Source organism: Streptomyces sp. R35, from assembly GCF_041053035.1.
Lineage (GTDB): Bacteria > Actinomycetota > Actinomycetes > Streptomycetales > Streptomycetaceae > Streptomyces > Streptomyces lutosisoli.
Genome location: NZ_CP163440.1, coordinates 2,535,408 through 2,560,604, shown reverse-complemented (window position 1 = coordinate 2,560,604; position 25,197 = coordinate 2,535,408). Strand labels below are relative to the sequence as shown.

The window sequence follows — 25,197 nt, the reverse complement described above, 5'->3', positions numbered from 1 at the left end:
GGCCGTATGCCAGTGCTCGAACCGAACCCTCCGAACGGCCAGAAGAAGATGCTGCTCGTCTTCGGCACGTTCTTCGCCATCACCGTGATCATCGCCGTCATCGCGACCATCGCTTCGCCGTGACGGTCGCTTCGTCGTGACCCTGGCTCCGCTCGTCACCGCCCGATGGTGGGGCTAACCCCCCATCCCCTAGGGGGCGAGTGTCAGGGTCAAGTGGGTGGATCGCCGGATGGGTTGAAGGCCCCGGATTCCGTAACTTCGAGATGTGGCCGCGAGGACGCGGACCACGGAGCACTCGAAGCCCCACGGAGGCGGCATGTCGGCCCGTACGCACACCCGGCCCCACCCGGCGACCTCGGGCCGCGTCGACATCCGGCTGCCCTGGTGGGCTCTCGCCCTGCCGACGCTCGCCTTCGTCACCCTGCTGCTCCTGATACTCAATCCGGTGGACGCGCATGCCGCGGGCGGCGGAGCCGCGATCACCCAGGTCTTCGAGCACGTCCAGCACACGGTGCTGCACCAGGCGCCGTAAACCGGCTGGTACCCGAGGCGGAACCCCCGTCACCCCTCCCGGGGGAGCACGTCAACTCCCTGCGCCCGATGGCGTGTTTCATGCGAAGCTGGGACGCATGAGCGTCGCAGAACCCCGCAGGATTGTCCTCTTCCGGCATGCGAAAGCCGACTGGCCACAGGTGTCCGATCACGAGCGGCCGCTCGCCGACCGGGGCCGCAAGGACGCCGCCGTCGCCGGACGCAGGCTGGCCGACACCGGCATCCCCTTCGATCTGGCCCTCTGCTCCACCGCGGCCCGGACCCGCGAGACCTGGAAGCTCGCTGTCCACGAGTTCGCGCACCGGCCGAAAACGGTCTATGAGGAGCGGCTCTACGAGGCCTCGCCCGGCGAGCTGATCGCCGTGCTCAACGAAACCCCCGACGACGCGCAGAACGTGGTGCTGATCGGCCACAACCCGGGCGTGCACGGCCTCGCCGAAATCCTGGCGGGCCAGGCCGAGGGCGACACCCGCACCCGGATGAACAGCCGCGATTTCCCCGCCGCGGCCTTCGCGGTGCTCTCCTTCGAGGGCTCCTGGAAAACCCTGGAGCCCGGAGTGGCCACCCTGGTCGACTACTGGGCGCCGACCGAGTAACCCACCTCTACAGGGACGGGGCCCGGCACCGAGATGGTGCCGGGCCCCGTCCATGAACGCGAGCTCAGTGGTCGTCCAGGTGCATGTCAGCCGCCTCGACCTCTTCACGCGTGACGCCCAGCAGATAGAGCACGGTGTCCAGGAACGGGAAGTTCACCGCGGTGTGCGCGGCCTCCCGCACCACCGGTTTGGCGTTGAACGCGACACCGAGACCCGCCGCGTTGAGCATGTCGAGGTCATTGGCACCGTCGCCGATCGCCACGGTCTGGGCGAGCGGCACCCCCGCCTCGGCGGCGAACCGGCGCAGCAGCCGCGCCTTGCCCGCGCGGTCCACGATCTCCCCGGTGACCCGGCCGGTCAGCTTCCCGTCGACGATCTCCAGCGTATTGGCCTGAGCGAAGTCGAGCCCGAGCCGTTCCTTGAGGTCATCGGTGACCTGAGTGAACCCACCCGAGACGACACCGACTTGGAAGCCGAGCCGCTTCAGCGTACGAATCAGCGTGCGCGCCCCCGGCGTAAGCCGCACTTCCTCCCGCACCTTGTTCACCACCGACGCGTCCAGCCCCTTGAGGAGCGCCACGCGCGCGTGGAGCGACTGCTCGAAGTCCAGCTCCCCGCGCATCGCGGCCGCCGTCACCTCGGCGACCTCGGCCTCGCACCCGGCGTGCGCGGCGAAGAGCTCGATCACCTCGTCCTGGATGAGCGTCGAGTCCACATCCATCACCACGAGACGCTGGGCCCGCCGGTGCAGCCCCGCCGCCACCACCGCGATGTCGACACCGAGTGCCGCGGCCTCGGTCACGAGCGCGGTGCGCAGCGTCTCGGTCTCCGTACCGGACACGGCGAACTCGACGGCCGTCACCGGGTACTTGGCGAGCCGGAAGATACGGTCGATGTTGCCGCCGGACTTCGTGATCCGCGCGGCGATCGCGGCCGTCGACTCCGCGGTGAGCGGATGCCCGAGCACGGTGACGAGCGAACGCCCGACGCCGCGCGGCCGGTTGTCGCCGAGGCCGGAGATGATCTCGGCCTGCATCTTCATCGACTCCGCCCAGCTGTGGACGGTGGCCCGCAGATCACCCTCGAGCCCGGCGGGCGGCTCGGTCACGAGCGCGCACAGCACCATCCGGCCACGGGTGACGACCTGCTCGATGTCGACCACGTCGACGGAGTAGGCGGCGAGGGTGTCGAAGAGTCCGGCTGTGATGCCGGGCCGGTCCTTGCCGAAGATCTTGACGAGGAGGGTGGGGACGTCAGAGGTCTGCGTAGCGCTCATGGTGCTCCCACCGTATCCGGCACCCAGTGCCTTCCGCCCACGCGGTCCGCCTAGCGGACAGGGAACACTGGACGTCACCAAAGTGACCCAAGCATGACCACGGGGCAACACCTCCCTCGCCCCTACCCGTCCCATCCCTGGGGGCTGCACCCCCAGACCCCCTGGGTGGTTCGTCGGCTGCAGGCCCGTGCGGGCTGGTCGCGCAGTTTCCCGCGCCCCTAAAAACACGCCCCCGCACCCAGCGACGCACGACGGCCCACCCACCCTCACCCGGCGCGGCGGCGCAGTCGGCGACGTACCGGCACGGCCCCGCCCCACCCATTCAGCGTCCCCGAGACCCCCGAGGTGGAGGCGGAGGTCCCTCGTCCGGTGGAGGCGGAGGAGGAGGCGGCGTCCGTGGCCCAATCGGCCCAGCCACCGTCGGCGCGCCGTACACATCGCGAGGCGGCCGCGACCCCCCCGGCGGCCGCCCACCCTTCGGTTCCCGCAGCTCATCGGGCAGCCGCAGATACGGATTGGTGTCGGGGTTGGGCGGCCGGTACGAGCCCTGAGGGCTGTACGGCCCAGGCACAGCCCCAGGCACAGCCCCAGCTTCCCCGGCAGTCACCGGATACTCGGCGCCAGGAGCCACCCCACCCGAGTCACCCAGTGCCAGCGGCACCGCCCGCCGCCCCGCGGCCCCACTCGCGTACGCCAGCAGCGCGCCCCCGCCCCCCGCCCCGGCCCCCCACGCGGCGCCCAGCAGCAACGCCACCCCCAGATGCCCATGCAGCTCGATCCCCGCCCCGAACGCGTCGAACCCGAGCACCGACAGCGAGGCGTCCGCGGACACCTCCGTCAACCACGCCAGCAGAGGCAGTGCCAGCGCCGTCACGACCCCGAGCCGAAGAGCGCAGCGCCCTGCGAAGCCGAGGGCACCCCCACCCCGTACATCTGGAGCACCCGACGCTCCCATGAGACCCGCACCCGCCCCCCGTACAAATGGCGTACGCGCGGCGGCCAGCACGCCCGCGAACAGCATCATGACCGCGGCCGCGACCCCCAACAGCCACACACGCCCGTCGAGTTCGGCGAGCCGCCCCAGCGTGACGGGCTGGTCGGAATTGACGCTCAGCAACTTGTCCATGGGGTCGGGCAGCAGCTTGGCGAGCTCACCCGTGGCCTTGCCGTCCCAGGGCACGAACAGACCGATCGGGACACCGAGCCACACCCCGTTCGGCGCCCCCAGCAGCGCCGCGCCCGCGATCCGTTTGGGATGGGCGTCCCCGATCGCCGCGTACGCCGCCGCCGCGAGCCCGGCCAGGACCGCCACCAGCAACACGGTGACGAGCGCGGAGGCGGCCGGCCGTACCACCCGGTGCACGGCTTCCCAGCCGCGCGGCAGCGGCGTACGCCGGGAGGCGAGCAGGGCGATCACCAGGATCCCGGCGGCCCAGGCCGCGCCGCCGAGCAGGGTGGGCACGGTGTCGACGGTGAACCCCACGGCGGCCTTCGCGTTCACGAGGTCGCCGATCTTGTCGGGCAGCAGCCCCCCGAGGTCTCCCAGCCCACCGGGAAGCTTGTCCGTGATGTCACCGAGCCCGCCGCCGCCCGCGACCTTGTCGAGCCCGAGCTTGCTCCCGTCGATCGTGATGATGTCGTGACCGGCCCAGGCGAGCCCGCCGAGCGTGGCCACGAACAGAACCACCACCGCGGTTGCACGCGCGAGGAGTTCGGACGCCGCGATCACAACTCCCGCCCCACGCAAGGACCGTAAGAAGAACCACGACATCAGCAACGCGCCGACCAGCCCCACTCCCAGTGGCGTGATCTGAATGGCAGTGCTCGCCTCCGCTCCTTTCAGGCCGAAGGCCGAAACGTCGCCGGACGGCTTCACCGCACCATTGGCCCCAAGTGCCACCACCGCCGCGGTCATTGGGCCCAGTGAGCCCGCCGTGTCCGCCCCGAGCAGATGCAGGCCGAGCGCGGCCGTGCCCGCCATCCCGATCAACGCCCAGCTCACCGAGGCGATCGCGGACAGCAGCACGTCCCCCCAGGGCACACTCCTGGCACTCCCGCCGTGGTCCGCGGTCTCGATGCTCATCGTCAGACCCCCCGATCCGCGCCGCGGCGATCCACCGCGGATGTCCCCCTCGCGTGGGATTACCACTCTCCGGGCCGGTTTCAACCCCGTCAACGGAAACGGGCAACCCGCCCGTACGCATCCTTCACAAGGCCCGACTTTCGGTCAGGGGGCTCCTACTGAAATAGTTCCCGACGATGTTCGACATCCCTAGACTCCCTGTGATGGGGGTAACTCGGGGGACTACTCAGTGGGGCATGGAGTGCCGGAACTCGTACTGGAATTGAATGGACGGACCTGGACGCTCGATGCGTCCAGGCCATACACCCTCGGACGTGATCCGCAGGGGGACATCGTGCTCGACGACGCCAGGGTGTCCTGGCGTCACGCCACGATCAGCTGGGGCGGCCGTAGTTGGGTCATCGAGGACCACGGCAGCACCAACGGCACGTTCGTGCAGGGGCAGCGGATCCATCAGATGGAGATCGGCCCCGGCTCGGCTGTGCATCTGGGCAACGCGACCGACGGACCGCGCCTGAACCTGTCCGGCGCCGCGGCAGCGGTCGCGCAGCCCCAGCAGCAGCCGTTCGCGGCCCAGGGCGCGAGCCCCGGCTGGGCTCAGCAGCCGACGCCGCAGCAGCAGGCACCGGAGCAGGGCTGGCAGCAGCCGCAGCAGGCCGCGCAGATCCCGCAGCAGCAGGGACCCGGTGGTGGCGCGGGGGCGCCGCCGGTCTACGGCGACCGCAGCCCCACCACGTTCCACCAGTTCTCGCTCGGCCGCGTGATGCGCATCGGCCGTGCGCTGGAGAACGAGCTGGTCGTCTCCGACCTCCAGGTCTCGCGCCACCACGCCGAGTTCCACGCGACGCCCGACGGCCGCTTCGAGATCCGCGACCTCGGCTCGCACAACGGCACGTACGTCAACGGTATGCCGATCGCCAAGGGCGGCTCCGCGCTGCTCGGCCCGAACGACATCGTCGGCGTCGGCCACTCGACGTTCCGCCTCGTCGGCGACCGCCTCGAGGAGTTCGTCGACACTGGTGAAGTCTCCTTCTCGGCCCGCCATCTGACGGTCACGGTCGACGGCGGCAAGCAGATCCTCAAGGACGTCTCCTTCGGCGTACCCGAGAAGTCGCTCGTCGCGGTCATCGGCCCGTCCGGCTCCGGCAAGTCGACGCTCCTGAAGGCGCTCACGGGCTACCGCCCCGCCAACCAGGGTGACGTCCTCTACGACAACCGGAACCTGTACAAGCAGTTCGCCGAGCTGCGTCAGCGCATCGGTCTGGTCCCGCAGGACGACATCCTGCACAAGGAACTGACCGTGAAGAAGGCCCTCAAGTACGCGGCCAAGCTGCGCTTCCCCGCGGACACCACGGGTGAGGAGCGCGAGGCCCGCATAGACGAGGTGCTGCGCGAGCTGAAGCTGGACATCCACAAGGAGAAGAAGGTCACCTCCCTCTCCGGTGGCCAGCGCAAGCGCGTCTCCGTGGCCCTGGAGCTGCTCACCAAGCCGTCGCTGATCTTCCTGGACGAGCCGACCTCCGGCCTCGACCCGGGCATGGACCGCGACGTCATGCAGCTGCTGCGCGGCCTCGCCGACGACGGCCGTACGGTCCTCGTCGTCACGCACTCGGTCGCCGAGCTGGCGATCTGCGACAAGCTCCTCGTGATGGCGCCCGGCGGCTCCGTCGCCTACTTCGGTCCGCCGGAGGAGGCGCTGAACTTCTTCGGCTACGAGACCTGGGCCGACGTCTTCTCCGCGTTCGAGAACTACCGCGACTACGACTGGGCGGGCCGCTGGAAGGGCTCGCAGCACTACCAGATGTACGCCGCGGACATCGACGCGGTGGCTCCGCAGTCGGCGAACGTGCCGTCGCAGCAGGCGATGAAGCCGCGCAAGCCGCAGGGCTGGGGTTCGCAGCTGGCCACTCTGATCAGCCGCTATACCTCAGTGATCGTGTCCGACCGGGGCTTCCTCGGCCTGATGGTGATCCTGCCCGCCGTCCTCGGTGTCGTGAGCGTGCTGATCCCCGCCGACTTCGGCCTCGCCCTCGGCCCGCAGAACGGCAAGCCGCCGTTCTCGAACCGGGACGGCAGCACGATCCTGCTGATCCTCGCGGTGGGCGCCTGTTTCGCCGGCGCGGCCAACTCGGTGCGTGAGCTGATCAAGGAACGGGTGATCTACGAACGGGAGCGGGCGACCGGCCTGTCCCGCTCGGCATACCTGATGTCCAAGGTCATCGTGCTCGGCGTGATCACGATCCTGCAGGGCGGCATCATCGGCGCCATCGGCCTGTTCTCGCTCGGCGCCGAGAAGCTGCCGGACGAGGGCCTGCTGCTGAAGAGCGCGCCCGCCCTCGAACTCACCCTGCCGATCATGGCGCTGGGCTTCACCTCGATGATGTTCGGCCTGGTCATCTCGTCCCTGGTGAAGACGGCCGAGAAGACGATGCCGCTGCTGGTGATGTTCGCGATCGTCCAGGTCGTGTTCACCGGCTGCCTCTTCCAGCTCTACGACAAGGTCGGCGTCGAGCAGCTGGCCTGGCTGATGCCCTCGCGCTGGGCGGTCGCCGCGGCGGGTACGACGGCACAGCTGAACGTCCTGCTGCCCTGGCAGCCCGGCAAGCCGGGGGACCCGCTGTGGGACCACGAGCTCAGCCAGTGGTTCGTCGACATGGGTGTGCTGATCGGCATCGGCGTGATCTGCGGCTTCGCGGTCGCGCGCCTGCTGCGCCGGCACGAGCCCGAGGTCATGCGCAAGTAGTCGCCCGCGCACGCCGGACATGACTGAAGGGCGGCACCCCAGGTGGGGTGCCGCCCTTCGGCGTCTGTGTGGGAGCTCCGCGCTCGGCCCTCAGTACGCGCTGTTGACGTTGTCGATCGAGCCGTACTTGTCGGCCGCGTAGTTGGCGGCGGCCGTGATGTTGGCGACCGGGTCGTAGATGTTCATCGAGGTACCGGAGACGTGGTACGCGTTGAACGTCGGCTGGATGACCTGGAGCAGACCGATCGACGGGGTGCCGTTCTGGGCGTTGATGTCCCAGCCGTTGATGGCGTTCGGGTTGCCCGTGGACTCCCGCATGATGTTGCGGTACAGACCGTTGTACGTACCCGGGATGCCCTTCTTCGCCATGATGTCGAGGGACTGGTGGATCCAGCCGTCGAGGTTGTTGGCGTACGTCTTCACGGCGACGGTCTGGACCGTGACGCGCTGCGCGGAGCGGCTCGCGGCCTGCGCCTTCGCGCGCTCCGCGGCGGCCTTCTTCTTCGCGGCGGCCTCGGCGGCGGCCTTCTTCTTCGCGGCGGCCGCTTCGGCGGCCTTCTTCTTCGCGACTTCGTCAGCCGCCTTCTTCTTGGCGGCCGCTTCGGCGGCCTTCTTCGCCGCGATGGCCTGGTCCTTCAGGGCGGCGCCGGCCAGCTGGTCGGTGACGCTGGCCTTGACGTCCTTGATCGGCTGCTCGCTGTAGGCGACCTGAGGGGAGGCGGCGGCGTCGGTCGTGATGGTGGCCGAGTTGGCCGGAGCCACGGAGAACGCGAGGGCGGCGGCACCGAGGGCTGCGACACCGGCGATCGAAAGCTTGTGGGTCTTGGTCAGCTTGGGACTATGACCAGGAGTGTTGATGTTCTTGGACATGACTGATGGACCTCTTCGAATAGCGCGGAGGTCGCTCTCGGCCCGGCAGGGGACTGACTGTTTCCGGAACAAACGCCGCGGGGCGAAACCCGCGGCGTTGAGCGACGGAGGCCATTCTTAGCGGCCGCAAAATCGTGTGGCAAAGGTGTGACCTACGAAGGCAGGTAGTGGACGCGGAAAGGGCAAAACGGGGCAGACTGTCACGTCTGCCCCGCTCACCCGGGCTCCCTTTATCTCCTATGTGCCTTCGTACGTGATCTGCGCCCTATGTGCGGGCTCACATCGGTCGTGTATCAGTCTCACCAACAGTTGCTGGAGCAATGCTCAGAGTGAGGGTCCTCGTCCGGAAGGATGAGGTGCACGTCCCCGAACTCATGCCAGAGGTAGAGCTCGCGCAGCGCCTCGTCGTAACTGCGGTCTATCGCCGCCCCGCCCGCGATCGCCTCCAGCATCAGCAGATGCGAGGCCTCCGGCTCGTGCAGCCCGGTCAGCAGCCCGTCGATGACCCGTACACCGCGCTCAGGCGTCACCACGAGGTCGGTCCAGCCCTTCGCCGCCCGGACCACCCCGTCGGGGCCCGTAGCGGACTCGACGGCACGCACAGCCGTCGTACCGACCGCGATGATCCGGCCGCCTCCGGCCTTCGCCGCGTTGATCAGCCGCGCCGACGCCTCCGGCACCTCGTACCGCTCCGGATACGGCGGCTCATGGGCCTCCGCCGACGCGACCCCGGTGTGCAGGGTGATCGGCGCGAACTGCACACCCCGGCTCACCAGCTCCGCCACCAGGCGCGCGGTGAAGGGGCGCGCCGCGCTCGGCATCTCCGCGCTGCCCGCACCGTCGGCGGACGGCAGCGCGAACACCGTCTGATACACGGACAGCGGCTGGTCCCTCTTTGTATAGGAGTAGCGAATGGGCCGCCCGTGCCGCCGCAGCAGCCCCAGGACGTCCGCGTCCGACACCCGCCCCCACCAGAGCCGCGGGCTCCGCGAGGTCAGCGGCTCCTCCAGAACGAGTCGTACGTCCCCGGGCAGGCGCACCTCCGTCCCCACGGGCCCGCCCGCACGCGCACGCGTGGTGCCCGTGCCGTCGGGATCCCGCAGCTCGACCGCCCACCGCCCGTCATCGCCCAGCGTGGAGAAATGCACCACCACGCGCGCGTGCCCGATGCGTCCGTCCAGGGCGGCCGCCAGGGTGGTGGAGGTGTTGACGACGAGCAGGTCGCCCGCCTTCAGCTGCCGGGGCAGCTCCACGAACTCGTGATGCGACACCTCTGTACCGCGCGAGACGAGCAGCCGTACGGAATCCCGGTCGAGACCGGGCCGCCGCTGCTCGGCCGGCACCCGCGCCGACAACTCCTCCGGAACCCGCACCGCGGTCGTCATCGCTCCTCCAGGAGTGCCGGCGCCGCATAGCGACCACTGGCCGGCCGCTCGTCGAGCAGGCGAAGAAAGGCCGGAACCACACTGTCCGGCGTCGGCCGCGGATCGCCGTCGTCCGGAACGGCCGCCGCGTACAGGTCCGTGCCCATGTCCCCGGGGTCGACGGCCCAGACACGCAGGCCGGGCTCCTCCTCGCCGAGGACCGCGGAGAGGTGGTCCAGCGCCGCCTTCGACGCGCCGTAGCCGCCCCACGTCTCGTACGCCTCGGCCGCGGCGTCCGAACTGATGTCGATGACCGCGCCCGCCTCCGCGGCCCGCAGCAACGGCAGCGCCTCCTGGATCAGGCCCAGCGCGGCGACCACATTGACCTCCAGGGCCTGCCGGAACCCGTCCAGGGTCAGGTCCTCCAGGCGCACCAGCGGCTCGGCGCCCAGCGCGCTCGCGTTGTTCACCAGCAGGTCGGCACCGCCGAGCTTCCGGGCGGCAGCCACCAGCTCGGCGCGATGCCCGGCGTCCGTGACGTCCCCGGGCAGCGCCTCCACGCGGGTCCCGTACCCGGACAGTGCCACCGCCGTCTCCTCCAGAACCCCGGCCGTTCTGGCGTCGAGCACCAGATCCCAGCCGCGCTCCGCCAGAGCCGCACCGAGCGCCCGCCCCAGCCCCTTCGAAGCCCCCGTGATGATCGCTACCGGCATGACAACCGTCCCCTCGTCCCTTGGCCGCCTTACCTGGCGGGTGTCTTCAAGGTAGGAACCCGGCCGCCCCGACGCCTCGTGCGCGGGCCCCAATGATCCGGGGTCCTTCGTCCTAGGCCGACAGGCCTAGGCGACGGCCATCACAGGTCTGATACGCGTTGTCACACCTCGCCGGTACTTTGGGGTCATGAGTCAAGGACCCCGGTCGGGCCTGTACGCGGTGAGTTCCGCGCTGCTGGCCATGAGCAGGCACCTCGAAGTGCGCGACGTCCTCAAGACGATCGTCGCCTCGGCCCGCGAACTGCTGGACGCGCAGTACGCGGCGCTGGGCGTGCCCGACGACCACGGCGGCTTCGCCCAGTTCGTCGTCGACGGCGTCAGCGACGCGCAGTGGAAGGCCATCGGCCCGCTCCCGCGCCAGCACGGCATCCTCGCCGCGATGCTGCACGAGGCCGGCCCCGAGCGCCTCGCCGACGTGCGCACGGACCCCCGCTTCGAGGGCTGGCCCTCGGCTCACCCCGACATGTCCGACTTCCTGGGCCTGCCCATCCGCGACGGCGACGAGGTCATCGGCGCACTGTTCCTGGCGAACAAGAACAAGAACAGCGCCGAGCCGGACGGCAGGTGCGGCTTCACCGAGGACGACGAGGAACTCCTCACCATCCTCGCCCAGCACGCCGCGATCGCCCTGACCAACGCCCGCCTCTACGAGCGCAGCCGCGAACTCACCATCGCCGAGGAGCGCTCCCGGCTCGCCCATGAACTCCACGACGCGGTCAGCCAGAAGCTGTTCTCCCTGCGCCTCACCGCACAGGCCGCCGCCACCCTTGTCGACCGCGACCCGGCGCGCGCCAAGGGCGAACTCCAGCAGGTGGCCGCGCTCGCCGCGGAGGCCGCCGACGAACTGCGCGCCGCCGTGGTCGAGTTGCGCCCCACCGCCCTCGACGAGGACGGCCTGGTCGCCACCCTGCGCACCCACATCCAGGTCCTCGACCGCGCCCACTCCGCGCGCGTCACCTTCTCCAGTCGCGGAGTGCGGGCGCTGCCCGCCGCCCAGGAGGAGGCCATGCTGCGCGTCGCCCAGGAGGCCCTGCACAACGCGCTGCGGCACTCCGGAGCCGCCGGCGTCGACGTCACCCTGGAGAAGCGCGGGCCGGGCGCCGTTCTGCGCATAACCGACGACGGCAGCGGCTTCGAACCCACCGCGATACGCAGCGCGGGCCGCCACCTCGGACTCGTGTCGATGCGCGACCGGGCGAGCGGAGTCGGCGGCACACTCACCGTGGAATCGGCGCCCGGAAAGGGCACCACGATCGAGATGGAGGTCCCTGGTGGCTGACGCAATCAAGGTGCTGCTCGTCGACGACCACCAAGTGGTCCGCCGGGGCCTGCGCACCTTCCTCGAAGTACAGGACGACATCGAGGTCGTGGGAGAGGCATCCGACGGCGCCGAAGGGATCGCCCGCGCCGAGGAGTTGAAACCCGACGTCGTTCTCATGGACGTCAAGATGCCGGGCATGGACGGTATCGAGGCGCTGCGCAAGCTCCGCGAACTCGCCAACCCCGCGCGCGTGCTGATCGTCACCAGCTTCACCGAACAGCGCACGGTCGTCCCCGCCCTGCGCGCGGGCGCCGCCGGGTATGTGTACAAGGACGTGGACCCCGACGCCCTCGCCGGCGCCATCCGCTCCGTGCACGCCGGACACATCCTGCTGCAGCCCGAGGTCGCGGGCGCGCTGCTGTCCCAGGAGGAGGCCAACTCGGGCCAGGGAAGAGGCGGTTCACTCACCGAGCGGGAGCGCGAGGTGCTCACCCTGATCGCGGACGGCCGCTCCAACCGCGAGATCGCCCGCGCGCTCGTCCTCTCCGAGAAGACCGTCAAGACGCATGTCTCGAACATCCTGATGAAACTCGACCTCGCGGACCGGACCCAGGCCGCGCTCTGGGCCGTACGACATGGGGTGGCAGGCTGATCACCAGCGGATTCGCACTCCGGCGCACTCCTCGGACGCGGTCGGGGTGCTCGGGCGGGCGGCAATTCGGAGGGTTCCGCTCCGGGATGAGATTCATACCGTCGTGTGTATGTCCCCCGAATGGCGCATCCTCCGTGGATCTCGGCCGTTCTCCAATGCGTGCTGCGGCGACTGCCGCAGTGATCGCTACGAGGGGTTGAGAAGTGAAGAACCTGAAGAAGGCCACTGCTGTCGCGATGGTGGCCGGTGGCCTGGTTGCCGCCGGTGCCGGTCTGGCCTCCGCGACGAACGGATCGTGGGCGGGCGGCAGTGCCGAGGGCTCCCCGGGCGTCGCCTCGGGCAACCTCATCCAGGCCCCGGTCCACGTCCCGGTGAACGCGGTCGGCAACAGCGTGAACGTCATCGGCGCTCTGAACCCGGCCTTCGGCAACCTCGGCATCAACCGCTGAGTTCCGTACCGGAACGATCATGACCACCGGCCTTCCAGGGACTCCCTGGGAGGCCGGTCAGTTTGTGGGCTCACGGGCCGACCAGTGGTGTGCTCATAGGGCGACTGAACCGAACGGGCCTTTCGGCCCAGCCTTCCGTGCCGTCCCTGACCCCCTGGCGTTGCTCAGCGTACGACCCACGGCCGGGTCGGATCCGCATATGCAGGAGGAACGCTTCTTATGAACATCGCCAAGAAGGCCGCCGTGGCTGTCACCGTCGCCGGTATCGCCGCGGGCGCTTCCGCCGGTGCCGCTGTTGCCGACGCGGGTGCCGAAGGCGCGGCCGTGAAGTCGCCGGGTGTCATCTCGGGCAACCACGTCCAGGTCCCGGTGCACATCCCCGTCAACGTCGTGGGCAACGCCGTGAGCGTCATCGGCCTCCTGAACCCGGCCTTCGGCAACACGGGCGTGAACCACTGACCCGCACCACGTTCAAGGGCCCCGTGAACACAAACGGTTCGCGGGGCTCTTCGCCGCTCAGCGAACCCCCCGCTCCCGCTCCTCCACAAACGCGTTGTACGCCGCCACCTGAGCCCGCCGGGCCGTCCGCTCCACCGGCCGCAGCGCATGCGACCGCGCCGCGATCTCCGAGGCACTCACCGCCCCGCCATGCCCGTTCTCGTACGCCACGGAGACCAGCAACCCCACCCGCTGGGCAAGCTCCAACACCCGCACCGCACGCGGCGGATACCCGGGAGCCAGCACCTCACGCCCCCGCTCGGCCCGCGCCCGGTACGCGTCGACCGCCGCCTCCGCGACCGGCCCCGACCCGGCGACATCGAGCCGCGACAACACCTGGGTCGCCTCGCGCAGCGCCTCCGCCAGCTCCCGCTCGGCCTCCCCGAGCGACGGCACATCGGCGGGCGGCGCCTCCCGCACGGCAAGGCAGTGCCACACCACCTCGACGTGCACATCGCCGGCGGGCCCGGCCTCGTACACCTCCGGCACGAGCCCGAGCGCGGCGCCGTGGCAGACGACGGCCTCCTCGGCGTCGAGGGCGCGCGCGTTGAAGTCCGGCGGTCCACTCAGCCCGAGCGGATGCCCCGGCGCGGGCAGCGCGACCCGCAGCCCGGTCACCCCGAGCGCGCGCAGCCGGCCGAGGGCGAGCGTGAGCCCGACGGGCCCCGACTCGCCCGGCAGCCCCTCGACCCGGTGCACCGCGTCCTCACCAACGATGGCGAGTACCGCGTCATCCGGCGAAATAAGTCCGGCCAAAAGGGCATTTCCCCATGCGGCCAGCCGTCCTGAGCGTGGTTCCGAGAGCATGCCCCCACCCTAAGGACCGACCGATGGAATGGAGCAGCCGACCGGTGGCGTAGGTTTTCCCTGGGGGCTGCGTCCACAGACGTAAGCGACGGCCGAGACTGCAATGGGAGACAACGCGCTCATGAGCGATGTACTGGAGCTGGAGGACGTATCCGTGGTCCGCGAGGGCCGGGCTCTGGTGGACCAGGTCTCCTGGTCGGTCAAGGAGGGGGAGCGCTGGGTCATCCTCGGCCCGAACGGCGCCGGAAAAACGACCCTTCTGAACGTCGCCTCCAGCTACCTCTTCCCCAGCCAGGGCACCGCCACCATCCTCGGCGAGACCCTCGGCAAGGTCGACGTCTTCGAGCTGCGCCCGCGCATCGGTGTGGCCGGCATCGCCATGGCCGAGAAGCTCCCCAAGCGCCAGACCGTCCTGCAGACCGTGCTCACCGCCGCGTACGGCATGACCGCCGGCTGGCACGAGGACTACGAGGACATCGACGAGCAGCGCGCCCGCGCCTTCCTCGATCGCCTCGGCATGAGCGACTACCTGGACCGTAAGTTCGGCACGCTCTCCGAGGGCGAGCGCAAGCGCACCCTGATCGCCCGCGCCCTGATGACCGACCCCGAGCTGCTGCTGCTCGACGAGCCCGCCGCGGGCCTCGACCTCGGCGGCCGCGAGGACCTCGTACGCCGCCTCGGCCGCCTCGCCCGCGACCCGATCGCCCCCTCCATGATCATGGTCACGCACCACGTCGAGGAGATCGCTCCTGGCTTCACCCACGTCCTGATGATCCGTCAGGGCAAGGTGCTCGCCGCGGGCCCGCTGGAGCTCGAACTCACCTCGCGCAACCTCTCGCTCTGCTTCGGCCTCCCCCTCGTCGTCGAACGCGTCGGCGAGCGCTGGACCGCGCAGGGCCTGCCGATGGCCTGAACACCGGGACGCCCGGACCCGCGCAACGGACCGGGCGTGTCCCCTTGGATCGCGCCCTGTCCGCCAGGGGAGCGCGGTCCTACCATGACCATGTGAACGACATCAACGCATGGGTGTGGTGGCTGGTCGGCGCGGCCGGGCTCGGCATCCCGCTCGTCGTGACCGCGATGCCCGAGTTCGGCATGCTCGCCGTGGGCGCCGTCGCCGCCGCGGTCGTCGCGGGGATCGGCGGCGATGTCGTCCTCCAAGTCCTCGTCTTCTCCGCCGTCTCGGTCGCACTCATCGCCGTCGTACGCCCCATCGCGGCCCGGCACCGCGCCCAGCGCCCCCAACTCGCCACCGGCATCGAGGCGTTGAAGGGCAAACAGGCCGTCGTCCTGGAACGCGTCGACGGTTCGGGCGGCGGCCGGATCAAGCTTGCCGGAGAGATCTGGTCGGCGCGCGCCCTTGACGCCGGACAGGTCTACGAGGCAGGCCAGGAAGTAGACGTCGTGGACATCGACGGAGCCACGGCGATCGTCATGTGACCTCGCACGACGCAAGTGAACCGAACGCCCCACGCGGCAGACGACGGTCTGTCAGACTCGTCCAGCAAGATCTTCAACAACCATAAGATCTTCAGGAATTACCGAGCGGAGAAGGGTACGGGGAGCAACGATGGAACCGATCATCATCGTCCTGGTCATTCTGGTGGTGTTGGTCTTCATCGCCCTGATCAAGACCATCCAGGTCATCCCACAGGCCAGCGCCGCGATCGTCGAGCGCTTCGGCCGCTACACACGGACGCTGAACGCCGGACTGAACATCGTCGTCCCGTTCATCGACTCGATCCGCAACCGCATCGACCTGCGTGAACAGGTCGTGCCGTTCCCACCGCAGCCGGTGATCACCCAGGACAACCTGGTGGTCAACATCGACACGGTCATCTACTACCAGGTCACCGACGCCCGCGCGGCCACGTACGAGGTCGCCAGCTACATCCAGGCGATCGAGCAGCTCACCGTCACCACCCTGCGCAACATCATCGGCGGCATGGACCTGGAGCGGACCCTGACCTCCCGCGAGGAGATCAACGCGGCCCTGCGCGGCGTCCTCGACGAGGCCACCGGCAAGTGGGGCATCCGCGTCAACCGCGTCGAGCTCAAGGCCATCGAGCCGCCCACCTCCATCCAGGACTCGATGGAGAAGCAGATGCGCGCCGACCGTGACAAGCGCGCCGCGATCCTCACCGCCGAAGGTATCCGCCAGTCGCAGATCCTCACCGCCGAGGGTGAGAAGCAGTCCGCGATCCTGCGCGCCGAAGGCGAGGCCAAGGCCGCCGCATTGCGCGCCGAAGGCGAGGCCCAGGCCATCCGTACGGTCTTCGAGTCCATCCACGCCGGCGACGCCGACCAGAAGCTCCTCGCCTACCAGTACCTCCAGATGCTCCCCAAGATCGCCGAAGGCGACGCCAACAAGCTCTGGATCGTCCCCAGCGAAATCGGCGACGCCCTCAAGGGACTCAGCGGCGCCATGGGCAACTTCGGCCCCATGGGCGGCGGTTCGGGCAACGGCGGCACAGAGCGCCGCGAAAAGCCGTCCGTCACCGACTGACGGCACTGTACGGACTCCGGTGTTGTCCCGCGCCCCGTAAGGGGCGCGGGGAACTGCGCGACCAGCAACAAACGACCCGCAGCCGACCGATCACCGGGGGTTTTCCGGCTCTCCCAGCGGAGCGCCTACGCCGGCTGAGCCAGCCACTCCGGCAGCGCGTCGAAGTCGTCCTGGCCGAGCGCCAGCAACATCGCGTCGGCGGGTGTCGGCTCGAACGGCTGCCACAGCAGCGGCATCCCCGCCTGCTCCGGCGTACGGGCCGCCTTGCGGTGATTGTCCTCCGCACAGGACGCGACCGTATTCAGCCACGCGTCCTGACCACCCTGCGCACGCGGCACCACGTGGTCGACCGTCGTCGCCCGCCTTCCGCAGTACGCGCACCGGTGCCTGTCCCGTACCAGAACACCGCGCCTCGACCACGGCGCTTGTCTTCGGAACGGCACCCTGACATATCGGCAGAGCCTGATCACCCGAGGCACGGGTATGTCGAGCGCGGCTCCGCGCATACGGAGTTCGGGGTGGGCCTGCTCCACGACAGCCTTGTCCTGCAGCACCAGAACGACGGCTCGGTTCAACGTCACCGTCGACAGCGGCTCAAAGCTCGCGTTCAGTACCAGCGTGTCCCGCATCCAGCCCACCTCCTGTGTGCACCGGCCCACCCCCTGGCAGGCTTGGATCAACTCTGGCCGGGCGCGCCGAGATGGACAACGCAATAAAAAATGCCCGCCTCTGATCACTTCCAAGACCAGAGGCGGGCAAACGTTCAATGAACGTCTGTCTCGCGAGGGTGCCTTACGCGTTGGACGCGTACTCACCGATCAGCTGGGCGCGCGCCAGCGTGTGGAACCGCAGATTGAAGCCCACCACGGCAGGCGACACGTCCGAGTCCGGACCGAGCTTCTCCTGATCGACGGCGTACACCGTGAACACATACCGGTGGGCAGGGTCCCCGGGAGGCGGCGCGGCACCACCGAAGTCCTTCGACCCATAGTCGTTGCGCACCTGCACCACGCCCTCGGGCAGCCCCTCGAACTTCCCGCTACCCGCGCCCGTGGGCAGCTCGGTGACCGACGCGGGGATGTCGAACACCACCCAGTGCCAGAATCCGCTCCCCGTCGGGGCGTCCGGATCGAAGCACGTCACGGCGAAGCTCTTGGTCTCCGGCGGGAATCCCTCCCAGCGCAGCTGAGGCGAGGTGTTCCCGGCCGCGTAGACCTGAGAATCCTTCAGCGTCGCGCCCGGCTCGACGTCCGCGCTCGTGACCGTGAAGGACGGCACGGTCGGATGGAAGTCGTGGGGGAGCGGCGGCCGCTTGAGGTCGGTCACCTCGGTACCTCCTGATCGGTTCCTGGATGGTTGCCGGGCGGTTCCGGAACGCGCAAATCGCCCGACCCGAGCCTAGAACCAGCTGCGCTTGCTGCCGACCTCCGACAGCCACTGGTTCAGATACGCCGCCCAGTCCGTGCCCTGGTAGTCGTGCAGACCCACCTTGAAGGAGCGGTACGAGTCGCTGCCCTCGGTGAAGAGGCCCGGCTTCTTGTCCATCTCCAGGATGACGTCCATCTCGCGGTCGTCCGCGACGAAGCTCAGCTCCACCTGGTTCAGCCCGCGGTACTGCGACGGCGGGAAGAACTCGATCTCCTGGTAGAACGGCAGCTTCTGTCGCGTACCCCGGATGTGGCCGCGCTCCATGTCCGCGTTCTTGAAGCGGAAGCCCAACTGGATGAAGGCGTTCAGGATCGCCTGCTGCGCGGGCAGCGGGTGCACATTGATCGGGTCCAGGTCACCCGAGTCGACGGCGCGCGCGATCTCCAGCTCCGTGGTCACACCGATGTGCATGCCCCGCAGCGGCTGACCGTCGATCGTGGTGATCGGCGTCTCCCACGGGATCTCCAGCCCGAACGGCACCGCGTGCACCGCGCCCGCCTGGAGCTCGAAGGCCCCGCCGAGCCGCAGCTTCGTGAACTCGATGTCCTGCTTGTACTCCTGGTCGTCGTGACCCTCGACCTCGACCTTGGCCTGCAGACCGACCGACAGACCCTCGATCGCCTGGGCTACCGACCCGCCCTGGATCCGCACCTCACCCTGGACGACGCCGCCCGGAACGGTGTTGACCTCCGTCAGCACCGTCTCGACCGAAGCCCCACCGGCCCCCAGGCTCGCAAGCAGCCGCTTGAACCCCATGTCACTTCCTCCCCAGGCAACGCCTGTTCCATCTGCCGTGTCCGTCTGTATTCCTTGATCCGTACAAACGCGATCCGACCGCGGCCGGTTCCGCGCCCTCACCCTTCCAAGGGGGACGCTCCCTGACCACCCCATCGACACGCACCCGTCTGGACTACGCTCGGACGCCATGATCGCGGCCCCTGACCGTACGCCCCTCACACGCGAGTTCTTCGACCGCCCCGTACTGGACGTCGCCCCCGACCTCCTGGGGCGCATCCTCGTACGCACCACCCCCGACGGTCCGATCGAGCTCCGCCTCACAGAGGTAGAGGCGTACGACGGCCCGAACGACCCCGGCTCCCACGCCTATCGCGGCCGCACGGCCCGCAATGACGTGATGTTCGGTCCCCCTGGTCATGTGTACGTCTACTTCACCTACGGCATGTGGCACTGCATGAACCTGGTCTGTGGTCCGGGCGGGTGGGCCAGCGCAGTCCTGCTCCGGGCCGGCGAGGTCACCGAAGGCGCCGAGCTCGCCCGTAAACGTCGACTCTCGGCCCGAAATGACAAGGAACTGGCCAAAGGGCCCGCACGACTGGCCACGGCCCTTGGGGTGGACCGGTCACTCGACGGCACGGATGCCTGCGCCCCCGAGGGTTCCCCACTGACCCTCCTGACGGGCACCCCCGTCCACTCCGACCAGGTACGCAGCGGTCCGCGCACCGGAGTGGCCGGCGACGGAGGCATCCACCCATGGCGCTTCTGGATCGCCAACGACCCGACGGTGAGCCCTTATAGAGCCCATGCGCCACGCCGTCGCTCAACTTGACGCGTCTCTGGGGGATCCGTAATGTAGCCCGAGCCGCTTGAACCGGGTACGGCGTTCAGCCAGCAGCCGGAAGTGGCCAACCCACTACCTACGTCTTCCCCTCAGCGGGGGCGAATTCGGCGTGCCTGCATGCCTGAATTCAAACTCGCGGAACTCGATTATGAGTTGCGGAGGGAATCGGCTAACGTAGTGAATGTCGAAAGGCCGCGAGGCGAAAGCGCTCAAAGCCGGAAGGCAAACTCCCGCCGACCGGGAATCGGACACGAAAGAGTCTGATAGAGTCGGAAACGCAAGACCGAAGGGAAGCGCCCGGAGGAAAGCCCGAGAGGGTGAGTACAAAGGAAGCGTCCGTTCCTTGAGAACTCAACAGCGTGCCAAAAATCAACGCCAGATATGTTGATACCCCGTCTCCGGCCGATCGGCTGGGACGAGGTTCCTTTGAAAAAGTCCTGCCGGGCACTGCCTGGTAGGCGCACAGCGAGGACGCTGTGAACCTTCCGATTATTCCTCGGGAGGTTCCGCTCTCGTGGTGTCCACCCGATTACGGGTAAACATTCACGGAGAGTTTGATCCTGGCTCAGGACGAACGCTGGCGGCGTGCTTAACACATGCAAGTCGAACGATGAAGCCCTTCGGGGTGGATTAGTGGCGAACGGGTGAGTAACACGTGGGCAATCTGCCCTTCACTCTGGGACAAGCCCTGGAAACGGGGTCTAATACCGGATAACACTCCTGCCCGCATGGGTGGGGGTTAAAAGCTCCGGCGGTGAAGGATGAGCCCGCGGCCTATCAGCTTGTTGGTGAGGTAGTGGCTCACCAAGGCGACGACGGGTAGCCGGCCTGAGAGGGCGACCGGCCACACTGGGACTGAGACACGGCCCAGACTCCTACGGGAGGCAGCAGTGGGGAATATTGCACAATGGGCGAAAGCCTGATGCAGCGACGCCGCGTGAGGGATGACGGCCTTCGGGTTGTAAACCTCTTTCAGCAGGGAAGAAGCGAGAGTGACGGTACCTGCAGAAGAAGCGCCGGCTAACTACGTGCCAGCAGCCGCGGTAATACGTAGGGCGCAAGCGTTGTCCGGAATTATTGGGCGTAAAGAGCTCGTAGGCGGCTTGTCACGTCGGGTGTGAAAGCCCGGGGCTTAACCCCGGGTCTGCATTCGATACGGGCTAGCTAGAGTGTGGTAGGGGAGATCGGAATTCCTGGTGTAGCGGTGAAATGCGCAGATATCAGGAGGAACACCGGTGGCGAAGGCGGATCTCTGGGCCATTACTGACGCTGAGGAGCGAAAGCGTGGGGAGCGAACAGGATTAGATACCCTGGTAGTCCACGCCGTAAACGGTGGGAACTAGGTGTTGGCGACATTCCACGTCGTCGGTGCCGCAGCTAACGCATTAAGTTCCCCGCCTGGGGAGTACGGCCGCAAGGCTAAAACTCAAAGGAATTGACGGGGGCCCGCACAAGCAGCGGAGCATGTGGCTTAATTCGACGCAACGCGAAGAACCTTACCAAGGCTTGACATACACCGGAAACGGCCAGAGATGGTCGCCCCCTTGTGGTCGGTGTACAGGTGGTGCATGGCTGTCGTCAGCTCGTGTCGTGAGATGTTGGGTTAAGTCCCGCAACGAGCGCAACCCTTGTTCTGTGTTGCCAGCATGCCCTTCGGGGTGATGGGGACTCACAGGAGACTGCCGGGGTCAACTCGGAGGAAGGTGGGGACGACGTCAAGTCATCATGCCCCTTATGTCTTGGGCTGCACACGTGCTACAATGGCAGGTACAAAGAGCTGCGAAGCCGCGAGGCGGAGCGAATCTCAAAAAGCCTGTCTCAGTTCGGATTGGGGTCTGCAACTCGACCCCATGAAGTCGGAGTTGCTAGTAATCGCAGATCAGCATTGCTGCGGTGAATACGTTCCCGGGCCTTGTACACACCGCCCGTCACGTCACGAAAGTCGGTAACACCCGAAGCCGGTGGCCCAACCCCTTGTGGGAGGGAGCTGTCGAAGGTGGGACTGGCGATTGGGACGAAGTCGTAACAAGGTAGCCGTACCGGAAGGTGCGGCTGGATCACCTCCTTTCTAAGGAGCATCTAGGCCGCCAAGCTTGCTTGGTGGTCCAGGGCCATTACGTCGGCACACGTCCGACGGTGGTTGCTCATGGGTGGAACGTTGATTATTCGGCACCGTCAGTCATCTCGGGCTGTGAGTACTGTCCTTCGGGGCGTGGAAAGCTGATCATGAGTGGCGAGGGTGTCGGGCACGCTGTTGGGTGTCTGAAGGTACGGCCGATACGGCTGCCTTCAGTGCCGGCCCCAGTGAACTTGCCCAGTAGGGCAGGGTGATGGGTGGTTGGTCGTTGTTTGAGAACTGCACAGTGGACGCGAGCATCTGTGGCCAAGTTTTTAAGGGCGCACGGTGGATGCCTTGGCACCAGGAACCGATGAAGGACGTGGGAGGCCACGATAGTCCCCGGGGAGCCGTCAACCAGGCTTTGATCCGGGGGTTTCCGAATGGGGAAACCCGGCAGTCGTCATGGGCTGTCACCCATACCTGAACACATAGGGTATGTGGAGGGAACGCGGGGAAGTGAAACATCTCAGTACCCGCAGGAAGAGAAAACAACCGTGATTCCGGGAGTAGTGGCGAGCGAAACTGGATGAGGCCAAACCATATGCGTGTGAGACCCGGCAGGGGTTGCGCATGTGGGGTTGTGGGATCTCTCTTTCACAGTCTGCCGGCTGTGAGGCGAGTCAGAAACCGTTGATGTAGGCGAAGGACATGCGAAAGGTCCGGCGTAGAGGGTAAGACCCCCGTAGTCGAAACATCAACGGCTCGTTTGAGAGACACCCAAGTAGCACGGGGCCCGAGAAATCCCGTGTGAATCTGGCGGGACCACCCGCTAAGCCTAAATATTCCCTGGTGACCGATAGCGGATAGTACCGTGAGGGAATGGTGAAAAGTACCGCGGGAGCGGAGTGAAATAGTACCTGAAACCGTGTGCCTACAAGCCGTGGGAGCGTCGGATATGTGCTTGCACATATCTCGTGACTGCGTGCCTTTTGAAGAATGAGCCTGCGAGTTTGCGGTGCGTTGCGAGGTTAACCCGTGTGGGGAAGCCGTAGCGAAAGCGAGTCCGAATAGGGCGATTCAGTAGCGCGCTCAAGACCCGAAGCGGAGTGATCTAGCCATGGGCAGGTTGAAGCGGCTGTAAGAGGTCGTGGAGGACCGAACCCACCAGGGTTGAAAACCTGGGGGATGACCTGTGGTTAGGGGTGAAAGGCCAATCAAACTCCGTGATAGCTGGTTCTCCCCGAAATGCATTTAGGTGCAGCGTCGTGTGTTTCTTGCCGGAGGTAGAGCACTGGATAGGCGATGGGCCCTACCGGGTTACTGACCTTAGCCAAACTCCGAATGCCGGTAAGTGAGAGCGCGGCAGTGAGACTGTGGGGGATAAGCTCCATGGTCGAGAGGGAAACAGCCCAGAGCATCGACTAAGGCCCCTAAGCGTACGCTAAGTGGGAAAGGATGTGGAGTCGCACAGACAACCAGGAGGTTGGCTTAGAAGCAGCCACCCTTGAAAGAGTGCGTAATAGCTCACTGGTCTAGTGATTCCGCGCCGACAATGTAGCGGGGCTCAAGCGTACCGCCGAAGTCGTGTCATTGCAGCAATACGCCCAACGGCGGCTGTGATGGGGAGGGGAGCGTCGTGTGCCGGGTGAAGCCGCGCCGGAAGGCAGTGGTGGACGGTTCACGAGTGAGAATGCAGGCATGAGTAGCGATACACACGTGAGAAACGTGTGCGCCGATTGACTAAGGGTTCCTGGGTCAAGCTGATCTGCCCAGGGTAAGTCGGGACCTAAGGCGAGGCCGACAGGCGTAGTCGATGGATAACCGGTTGATATTCCGGTACCCGCTGTGAAGCGTCAAACATTGAACCAGGCGATGCTAAGTCCGTGAAGCCGCCCCGGAGCCTTCGGGCAAAGGGGAGTGGTGGAGCCGACGGACCAGACCTGCAGTAGGTGAGTGATGGGGTGACGCAGGAAGGTAGTCCATCCCGGGCGGTGGTTGTCCCGGGGTAAGGGTGTAGGCCGTGCGATAGGCAAATCCGTCGCACATGAGGCTGAGACCTGATGCCGAGCCGATTGTGGTGAAGTGGATGATCCTATGCTGTCGAGAAAAGCCTCTAGCGAGTTTCATGGCGGCCCGTACCCTAAACCGACTCAGGTGGTCAGGTAGAGAATACCGAGGCGTTCGGGTGAACTATGGTTAAGGAACTCGGCAAAATGCCCCCGTAACTTCGGGAGAAGGGGGGCCATCACCGGTGAGAGGACTTGCTCCTTGAGCTGGGGGTGGCCGCAGAGACCAGCGAGAAGCGACTGTTTACTAAAAACACAGGTCCGTGCGAAGCCGTAAGGCGATGTATACGGACTGACGCCTGCCCGGTGCTGGAACGTTAAGGGGACCGGTTAGTCACTCTTCGGGGTGGCGAAGCTGAGAACTTAAGCGCCAGTAAACGGCGGTGGTAACTATAACCATCCTAAGGTAGCGAAATTCCTTGTCGGGTAAGTTCCGACCTGCACGAATGGCGTAACGACTTCTCGACTGTCTCAACCATAGGCCCGGTGAAATTGCACTACGAGTAAAGATGCTCGTTTCGCGCAGCAGGACGGAAAGACCCCGGGACCTTTACTACAGTTTGATATTGGTGTTCGGTTCGGCTTGTGTAGGATAGCTGGGAGACTTTGAAGCAGGCACGCCAGTGTTTGTGGAGTCGTCGTTGAAATACCAGTCTGGTCGTGCTGGATGTCTAACCTGGGTCCGTGATCCGGATCAGGGACAGTGTCTGATGGGTAGTTTAACTGGGGCGGTTGCCTCCTAAAGAGTAACGGAGGCGCCCAAAGGTTCCCTCAGCCTGGTTGGTAATCAGGTGTTGAGTGTAAGTGCACAAGGGAGCTTGACTGTGAGACCGACGGGTCGAGCAGGGACGAAAGTCGGGACTAGTGATCCGGCGGTGGCTTGTGGAAGCGCCGTCGCTCAACGGATAAAAGGTACCCCGGGGATAACAGGCTGATCTTCCCCAAGAGTCCATATCGACGGGATGGTTTGGCACCTCGATGTCGGCTCGTCGCATCCTGGGGCTGGAGTCGGTCCCAAGGGTTGGGCTGTTCGCCCATTAAAGCGGTACGCGAGCTGGGTTTAGAACGTCGTGAGACAGTTCGGTCCCTATCCGCTGTGCGCGTAGGAATATTGAGAAGGGCTGTCCCTAGTACGAGAGGACCGGGACGGACGAACCTCTGGTGTGCCAGTTGTCCTGCCAAGGGCATGGCTGGTTGGCTACGTTCGGGAGGGATAACCGCTGAAAGCATCTAAGCGGGAAGCCTGCTTCGAGATGAGTATTCCCACCTCCTTGAGAGGGTAAGGCTCCCAGTAGACGACTGGGTTGATAGGCCAGATCTGGAAGCCCGGTAACGGGTGGAGGTGACTGGTACTAATAGGCCGAGGGCTTGTCCTCAGTTGCTCGCGTCCACTGTGTTGTTCCCAGACAACGAACGGTTGTGCTGGCTGAACAGTTTCACTTAATCAATTGAAAAGTGTGCTTGTTCGCTGCCCGTTCAAGACCCCGTTTTATGACGGGGTGTCTGAAAGGGTTTCGGTGGTCATAGCGTGAGGGAAACGCCCGGTTACATTCCGAACCCGGAAGCTAAGCCTCACAGCGCCGATGGTACTGCAGGGGGGACCCTGTGGGAGAGTAGGACGCCGCCGAACTAATT

At 66.7% G+C, this 25,197-nt stretch carries 21 protein-coding genes and 3 rRNA genes; 15 read left to right on the top strand and 9 right to left on the bottom strand.

The genetic code is table 11. The features are described 5' to 3' along the window. Positions 1–6 precede the first annotated feature (6 nt). The 3 genes from AB5J50_RS11930 (at position 7) to AB5J50_RS11920 (ending at position 1,148) form a co-directional block, all read left to right on the top strand. The gene (locus AB5J50_RS11930; RefSeq protein WP_327427688.1) at positions 7–123 is read left to right on the top strand and encodes an SGM_5486 family transporter-associated protein; all 117 of its coding nucleotides are present in this window, start codon (positions 7–9) and stop codon (positions 121–123) included. A 193-nt stretch (positions 124–316) separates the two neighbouring features. Beyond that, positions 317–532: a hypothetical protein gene (locus AB5J50_RS11925; protein ID WP_327427687.1), complete on the top strand. Its 216-nt coding sequence runs from the start codon at positions 317–319 to the stop codon at positions 530–532. A gap of 97 nt (positions 533–629) precedes the next feature. After that, a complete protein-coding gene (locus AB5J50_RS11920; protein ID WP_369257365.1) occupies positions 630–1,148 on the top strand; it encodes a histidine phosphatase family protein in 519 nt (172 codons plus the stop codon). Positions 1,149–1,212: 64 nt separating this feature from the next. Here the strand turns inward: AB5J50_RS11920 and serB are convergent, their stop codons facing one another. Both serB and AB5J50_RS11910 read right to left on the bottom strand, forming a co-directional pair. Continuing rightward, positions 1,213–2,424 carry a phosphoserine phosphatase SerB gene (gene serB / locus AB5J50_RS11915; protein WP_369257363.1) on the bottom strand — a complete coding sequence of 404 codons (1,212 nt, stop codon included), beginning with the start codon at positions 2,422–2,424 and terminating at the stop codon, positions 1,213–1,215. Between the two features lie 322 nt (positions 2,425–2,746). After that, entirely contained in the window at positions 2,747–4,507 is a 1,761-nt protein-coding gene (locus AB5J50_RS11910) for a streptophobe family protein (RefSeq protein ID WP_369257361.1), read from the bottom strand. 241 nt (positions 4,508–4,748) lie between these two features. Here AB5J50_RS11910 and AB5J50_RS11905 point away from each other — a divergent pair, with 241 nt between their 5' ends. Then, positions 4,749–7,250 (top strand): FHA domain-containing protein, encoded by a 2,502-nt coding sequence (locus tag AB5J50_RS11905; protein ID WP_369257359.1) that lies wholly within the window; start codon positions 4,749–4,751, stop codon positions 7,248–7,250. A gap of 90 nt (positions 7,251–7,340) precedes the next feature. Here the strand turns inward: AB5J50_RS11905 and AB5J50_RS11900 are convergent, their stop codons facing one another. The 3 genes from AB5J50_RS11900 to AB5J50_RS11890 all read right to left on the bottom strand — a co-directional run bounded on the left by AB5J50_RS11900 (position 7,341) and on the right by AB5J50_RS11890 (position 10,197). Next, the gene (locus tag AB5J50_RS11900) at positions 7,341–8,120 is read right to left on the bottom strand and encodes a transglycosylase SLT domain-containing protein (RefSeq protein ID WP_369257357.1); all 780 of its coding nucleotides are present in this window, start codon (positions 8,118–8,120) and stop codon (positions 7,341–7,343) included. Between the two features lie 299 nt (positions 8,121–8,419). Then, positions 8,420–9,505, bottom strand: coding sequence for an S-adenosylmethionine:tRNA ribosyltransferase-isomerase (locus AB5J50_RS11895; protein ID WP_369257355.1), 1,086 nt, complete (start codon positions 9,503–9,505; stop codon positions 8,420–8,422). Then, positions 9,502–10,197, bottom strand: coding sequence for an SDR family NAD(P)-dependent oxidoreductase (locus tag AB5J50_RS11890; protein WP_369257353.1), 696 nt, complete (start codon positions 10,195–10,197; stop codon positions 9,502–9,504). Before AB5J50_RS11890 ends, AB5J50_RS11895 begins: the two co-directional genes overlap by 4 nt. 187 nt (positions 10,198–10,384) lie before the next feature. Between AB5J50_RS11890 and AB5J50_RS11885 the strand changes: the two genes are divergently transcribed. The 4 genes from AB5J50_RS11885 to AB5J50_RS11870 all read left to right on the top strand — a co-directional run bounded on the left by AB5J50_RS11885 (position 10,385) and on the right by AB5J50_RS11870 (position 13,078). Continuing rightward, positions 10,385–11,536, top strand: coding sequence for a GAF domain-containing sensor histidine kinase (locus tag AB5J50_RS11885; protein WP_327427679.1), 1,152 nt, complete (start codon positions 10,385–10,387; stop codon positions 11,534–11,536). Continuing rightward, on the top strand, positions 11,529–12,170 hold the full coding sequence (locus AB5J50_RS11880; protein ID WP_330303574.1) for a response regulator transcription factor: 642 nt from the start codon (positions 11,529–11,531) through the stop codon (positions 12,168–12,170). The genes AB5J50_RS11885 and AB5J50_RS11880 overlap by 8 nt, the downstream gene beginning before the upstream one ends. A 203-nt stretch (positions 12,171–12,373) precedes the next feature. Next, complete coding sequence (locus AB5J50_RS11875) at positions 12,374–12,619, top strand: chaplin (RefSeq protein ID WP_369257351.1); 246 nt, start codon at positions 12,374–12,376, stop codon at positions 12,617–12,619. A 219-nt stretch (positions 12,620–12,838) separates the two neighbouring features. Further along, a complete protein-coding gene (locus AB5J50_RS11870) occupies positions 12,839–13,078 on the top strand; it encodes a chaplin (RefSeq protein ID WP_369257349.1) in 240 nt (79 codons plus the stop codon). 57 nt (positions 13,079–13,135) lie between these two features. On the opposite strand, the gene AB5J50_RS11865 is transcribed toward AB5J50_RS11870, so the two are convergent. Next, positions 13,136–13,924 carry a hypothetical protein gene (locus AB5J50_RS11865; RefSeq protein ID WP_369257347.1) on the bottom strand — a complete coding sequence of 263 codons (789 nt, stop codon included), beginning with the start codon at positions 13,922–13,924 and terminating at the stop codon, positions 13,136–13,138. A gap of 121 nt (positions 13,925–14,045) precedes the next feature. Here AB5J50_RS11865 and AB5J50_RS11860 point away from each other — a divergent pair, with 121 nt between their 5' ends. From AB5J50_RS11860 to AB5J50_RS11850, 3 genes are all read left to right on the top strand, one after another. Further along, positions 14,046–14,837: an ABC transporter ATP-binding protein gene (locus tag AB5J50_RS11860; RefSeq protein WP_330303571.1), complete on the top strand. Its 792-nt coding sequence runs from the start codon at positions 14,046–14,048 to the stop codon at positions 14,835–14,837. Between the two features lie 92 nt (positions 14,838–14,929). Continuing rightward, on the top strand, positions 14,930–15,364 hold the full coding sequence (locus tag AB5J50_RS11855) for an NfeD family protein (RefSeq protein WP_369257345.1): 435 nt from the start codon (positions 14,930–14,932) through the stop codon (positions 15,362–15,364). 130 nt (positions 15,365–15,494) lie between these two features. Further along, the gene (locus AB5J50_RS11850; protein WP_327427672.1) at positions 15,495–16,430 is read left to right on the top strand and encodes an SPFH domain-containing protein; all 936 of its coding nucleotides are present in this window, start codon (positions 15,495–15,497) and stop codon (positions 16,428–16,430) included. A 125-nt stretch (positions 16,431–16,555) separates the two neighbouring features. Here AB5J50_RS11850 and AB5J50_RS11845 read toward each other — a convergent pair whose 3' ends face one another. The 3 genes from AB5J50_RS11845 to AB5J50_RS11835 form a co-directional block, all read right to left on the bottom strand. Further along, a complete protein-coding gene (locus AB5J50_RS11845) occupies positions 16,556–17,059 on the bottom strand; it encodes an HNH endonuclease (protein ID WP_327427671.1) in 504 nt (167 codons plus the stop codon). Between the two features lie 163 nt (positions 17,060–17,222). Continuing rightward, a complete protein-coding gene (locus AB5J50_RS11840) occupies positions 17,223–17,756 on the bottom strand; it encodes a YbhB/YbcL family Raf kinase inhibitor-like protein (protein WP_369257343.1) in 534 nt (177 codons plus the stop codon). 72 nt (positions 17,757–17,828) lie between these two features. Continuing rightward, complete coding sequence (locus AB5J50_RS11835; RefSeq protein WP_327427669.1) at positions 17,829–18,614, bottom strand: sporulation protein; 786 nt, start codon at positions 18,612–18,614, stop codon at positions 17,829–17,831. Between the two features lie 169 nt (positions 18,615–18,783). On the opposite strand from AB5J50_RS11835, the gene AB5J50_RS11830 reads away from it, so the two are divergent. The 4 genes from AB5J50_RS11830 (at position 18,784) to rrf (ending at position 25,192) form a co-directional block, all read left to right on the top strand. Further along, positions 18,784–19,425 carry a DNA-3-methyladenine glycosylase gene (locus AB5J50_RS11830; RefSeq protein WP_369257341.1) on the top strand — a complete coding sequence of 214 codons (642 nt, stop codon included), beginning with the start codon at positions 18,784–18,786 and terminating at the stop codon, positions 19,423–19,425. Positions 19,426–19,979: 554 nt separating this feature from the next. After that, positions 19,980–21,505 (top strand): 16S ribosomal RNA (locus AB5J50_RS11825). Positions 21,506–21,818: 313 nt separating this feature from the next. Continuing rightward, positions 21,819–24,938, top strand: a 23S ribosomal RNA gene (locus AB5J50_RS11820). A gap of 137 nt (positions 24,939–25,075) precedes the next feature. Then, positions 25,076–25,192, top strand: a 5S ribosomal RNA gene (gene rrf, locus AB5J50_RS11815). The 16S, 23S and 5S rRNA genes sit together here, the layout of an rRNA operon. Positions 25,193–25,197 lie beyond the last annotated feature (5 nt).

What these genes read in the sequence shown, in the direction of transcription:
- AB5J50_RS11835 (WP_327427669.1), bottom strand. Translation starts at nt 18,614, where the DNA reads ATGGGGTTCAAGCGGCTGCTTGCGAGCCTGGGGGCCGGTGGGGCTTCG.
- AB5J50_RS11895 (WP_369257355.1), bottom strand. Translation starts at nt 9,505, where the DNA reads ATGACGACCGCGGTGCGGGTTCCGGAGGAGTTGTCGGCGCGGGTGCCG.
- AB5J50_RS11850 (WP_327427672.1), top strand. Translation starts at nt 15,495, where the DNA reads ATGGAACCGATCATCATCGTCCTGGTCATTCTGGTGGTGTTGGTCTTC.
- AB5J50_RS11885 (WP_327427679.1), top strand. Translation starts at nt 10,385, where the DNA reads ATGAGTCAAGGACCCCGGTCGGGCCTGTACGCGGTGAGTTCCGCGCTG.
- serB (WP_369257363.1), bottom strand. Translation starts at nt 2,424, where the DNA reads ATGAGCGCTACGCAGACCTCTGACGTCCCCACCCTCCTCGTCAAGATC.
- AB5J50_RS11890 (WP_369257353.1), bottom strand. Translation starts at nt 10,197, where the DNA reads ATGCCGGTAGCGATCATCACGGGGGCTTCGAAGGGGCTGGGGCGGGCG.
- AB5J50_RS11830 (WP_369257341.1), top strand. Translation starts at nt 18,784, where the DNA reads ATGATCGCGGCCCCTGACCGTACGCCCCTCACACGCGAGTTCTTCGAC.
- AB5J50_RS11860 (WP_330303571.1), top strand. Translation starts at nt 14,046, where the DNA reads ATGAGCGATGTACTGGAGCTGGAGGACGTATCCGTGGTCCGCGAGGGC.
- AB5J50_RS11920 (WP_369257365.1), top strand. Translation starts at nt 630, where the DNA reads ATGAGCGTCGCAGAACCCCGCAGGATTGTCCTCTTCCGGCATGCGAAA.
- AB5J50_RS11865 (WP_369257347.1), bottom strand. Translation starts at nt 13,924, where the DNA reads ATGCTCTCGGAACCACGCTCAGGACGGCTGGCCGCATGGGGAAATGCC.
- AB5J50_RS11910 (WP_369257361.1), bottom strand. Translation starts at nt 4,507, where the DNA reads ATGAGCATCGAGACCGCGGACCACGGCGGGAGTGCCAGGAGTGTGCCC.
- AB5J50_RS11900 (WP_369257357.1), bottom strand. Translation starts at nt 8,120, where the DNA reads ATGTCCAAGAACATCAACACTCCTGGTCATAGTCCCAAGCTGACCAAG.
- AB5J50_RS11870 (WP_369257349.1), top strand. Translation starts at nt 12,839, where the DNA reads ATGAACATCGCCAAGAAGGCCGCCGTGGCTGTCACCGTCGCCGGTATC.
- AB5J50_RS11925 (WP_327427687.1), top strand. Translation starts at nt 317, where the DNA reads ATGTCGGCCCGTACGCACACCCGGCCCCACCCGGCGACCTCGGGCCGC.
- AB5J50_RS11930 (WP_327427688.1), top strand. Translation starts at nt 7, where the DNA reads ATGCCAGTGCTCGAACCGAACCCTCCGAACGGCCAGAAGAAGATGCTG.
- AB5J50_RS11845 (WP_327427671.1), bottom strand. Translation starts at nt 17,059, where the DNA reads ATGCGGGACACGCTGGTACTGAACGCGAGCTTTGAGCCGCTGTCGACG.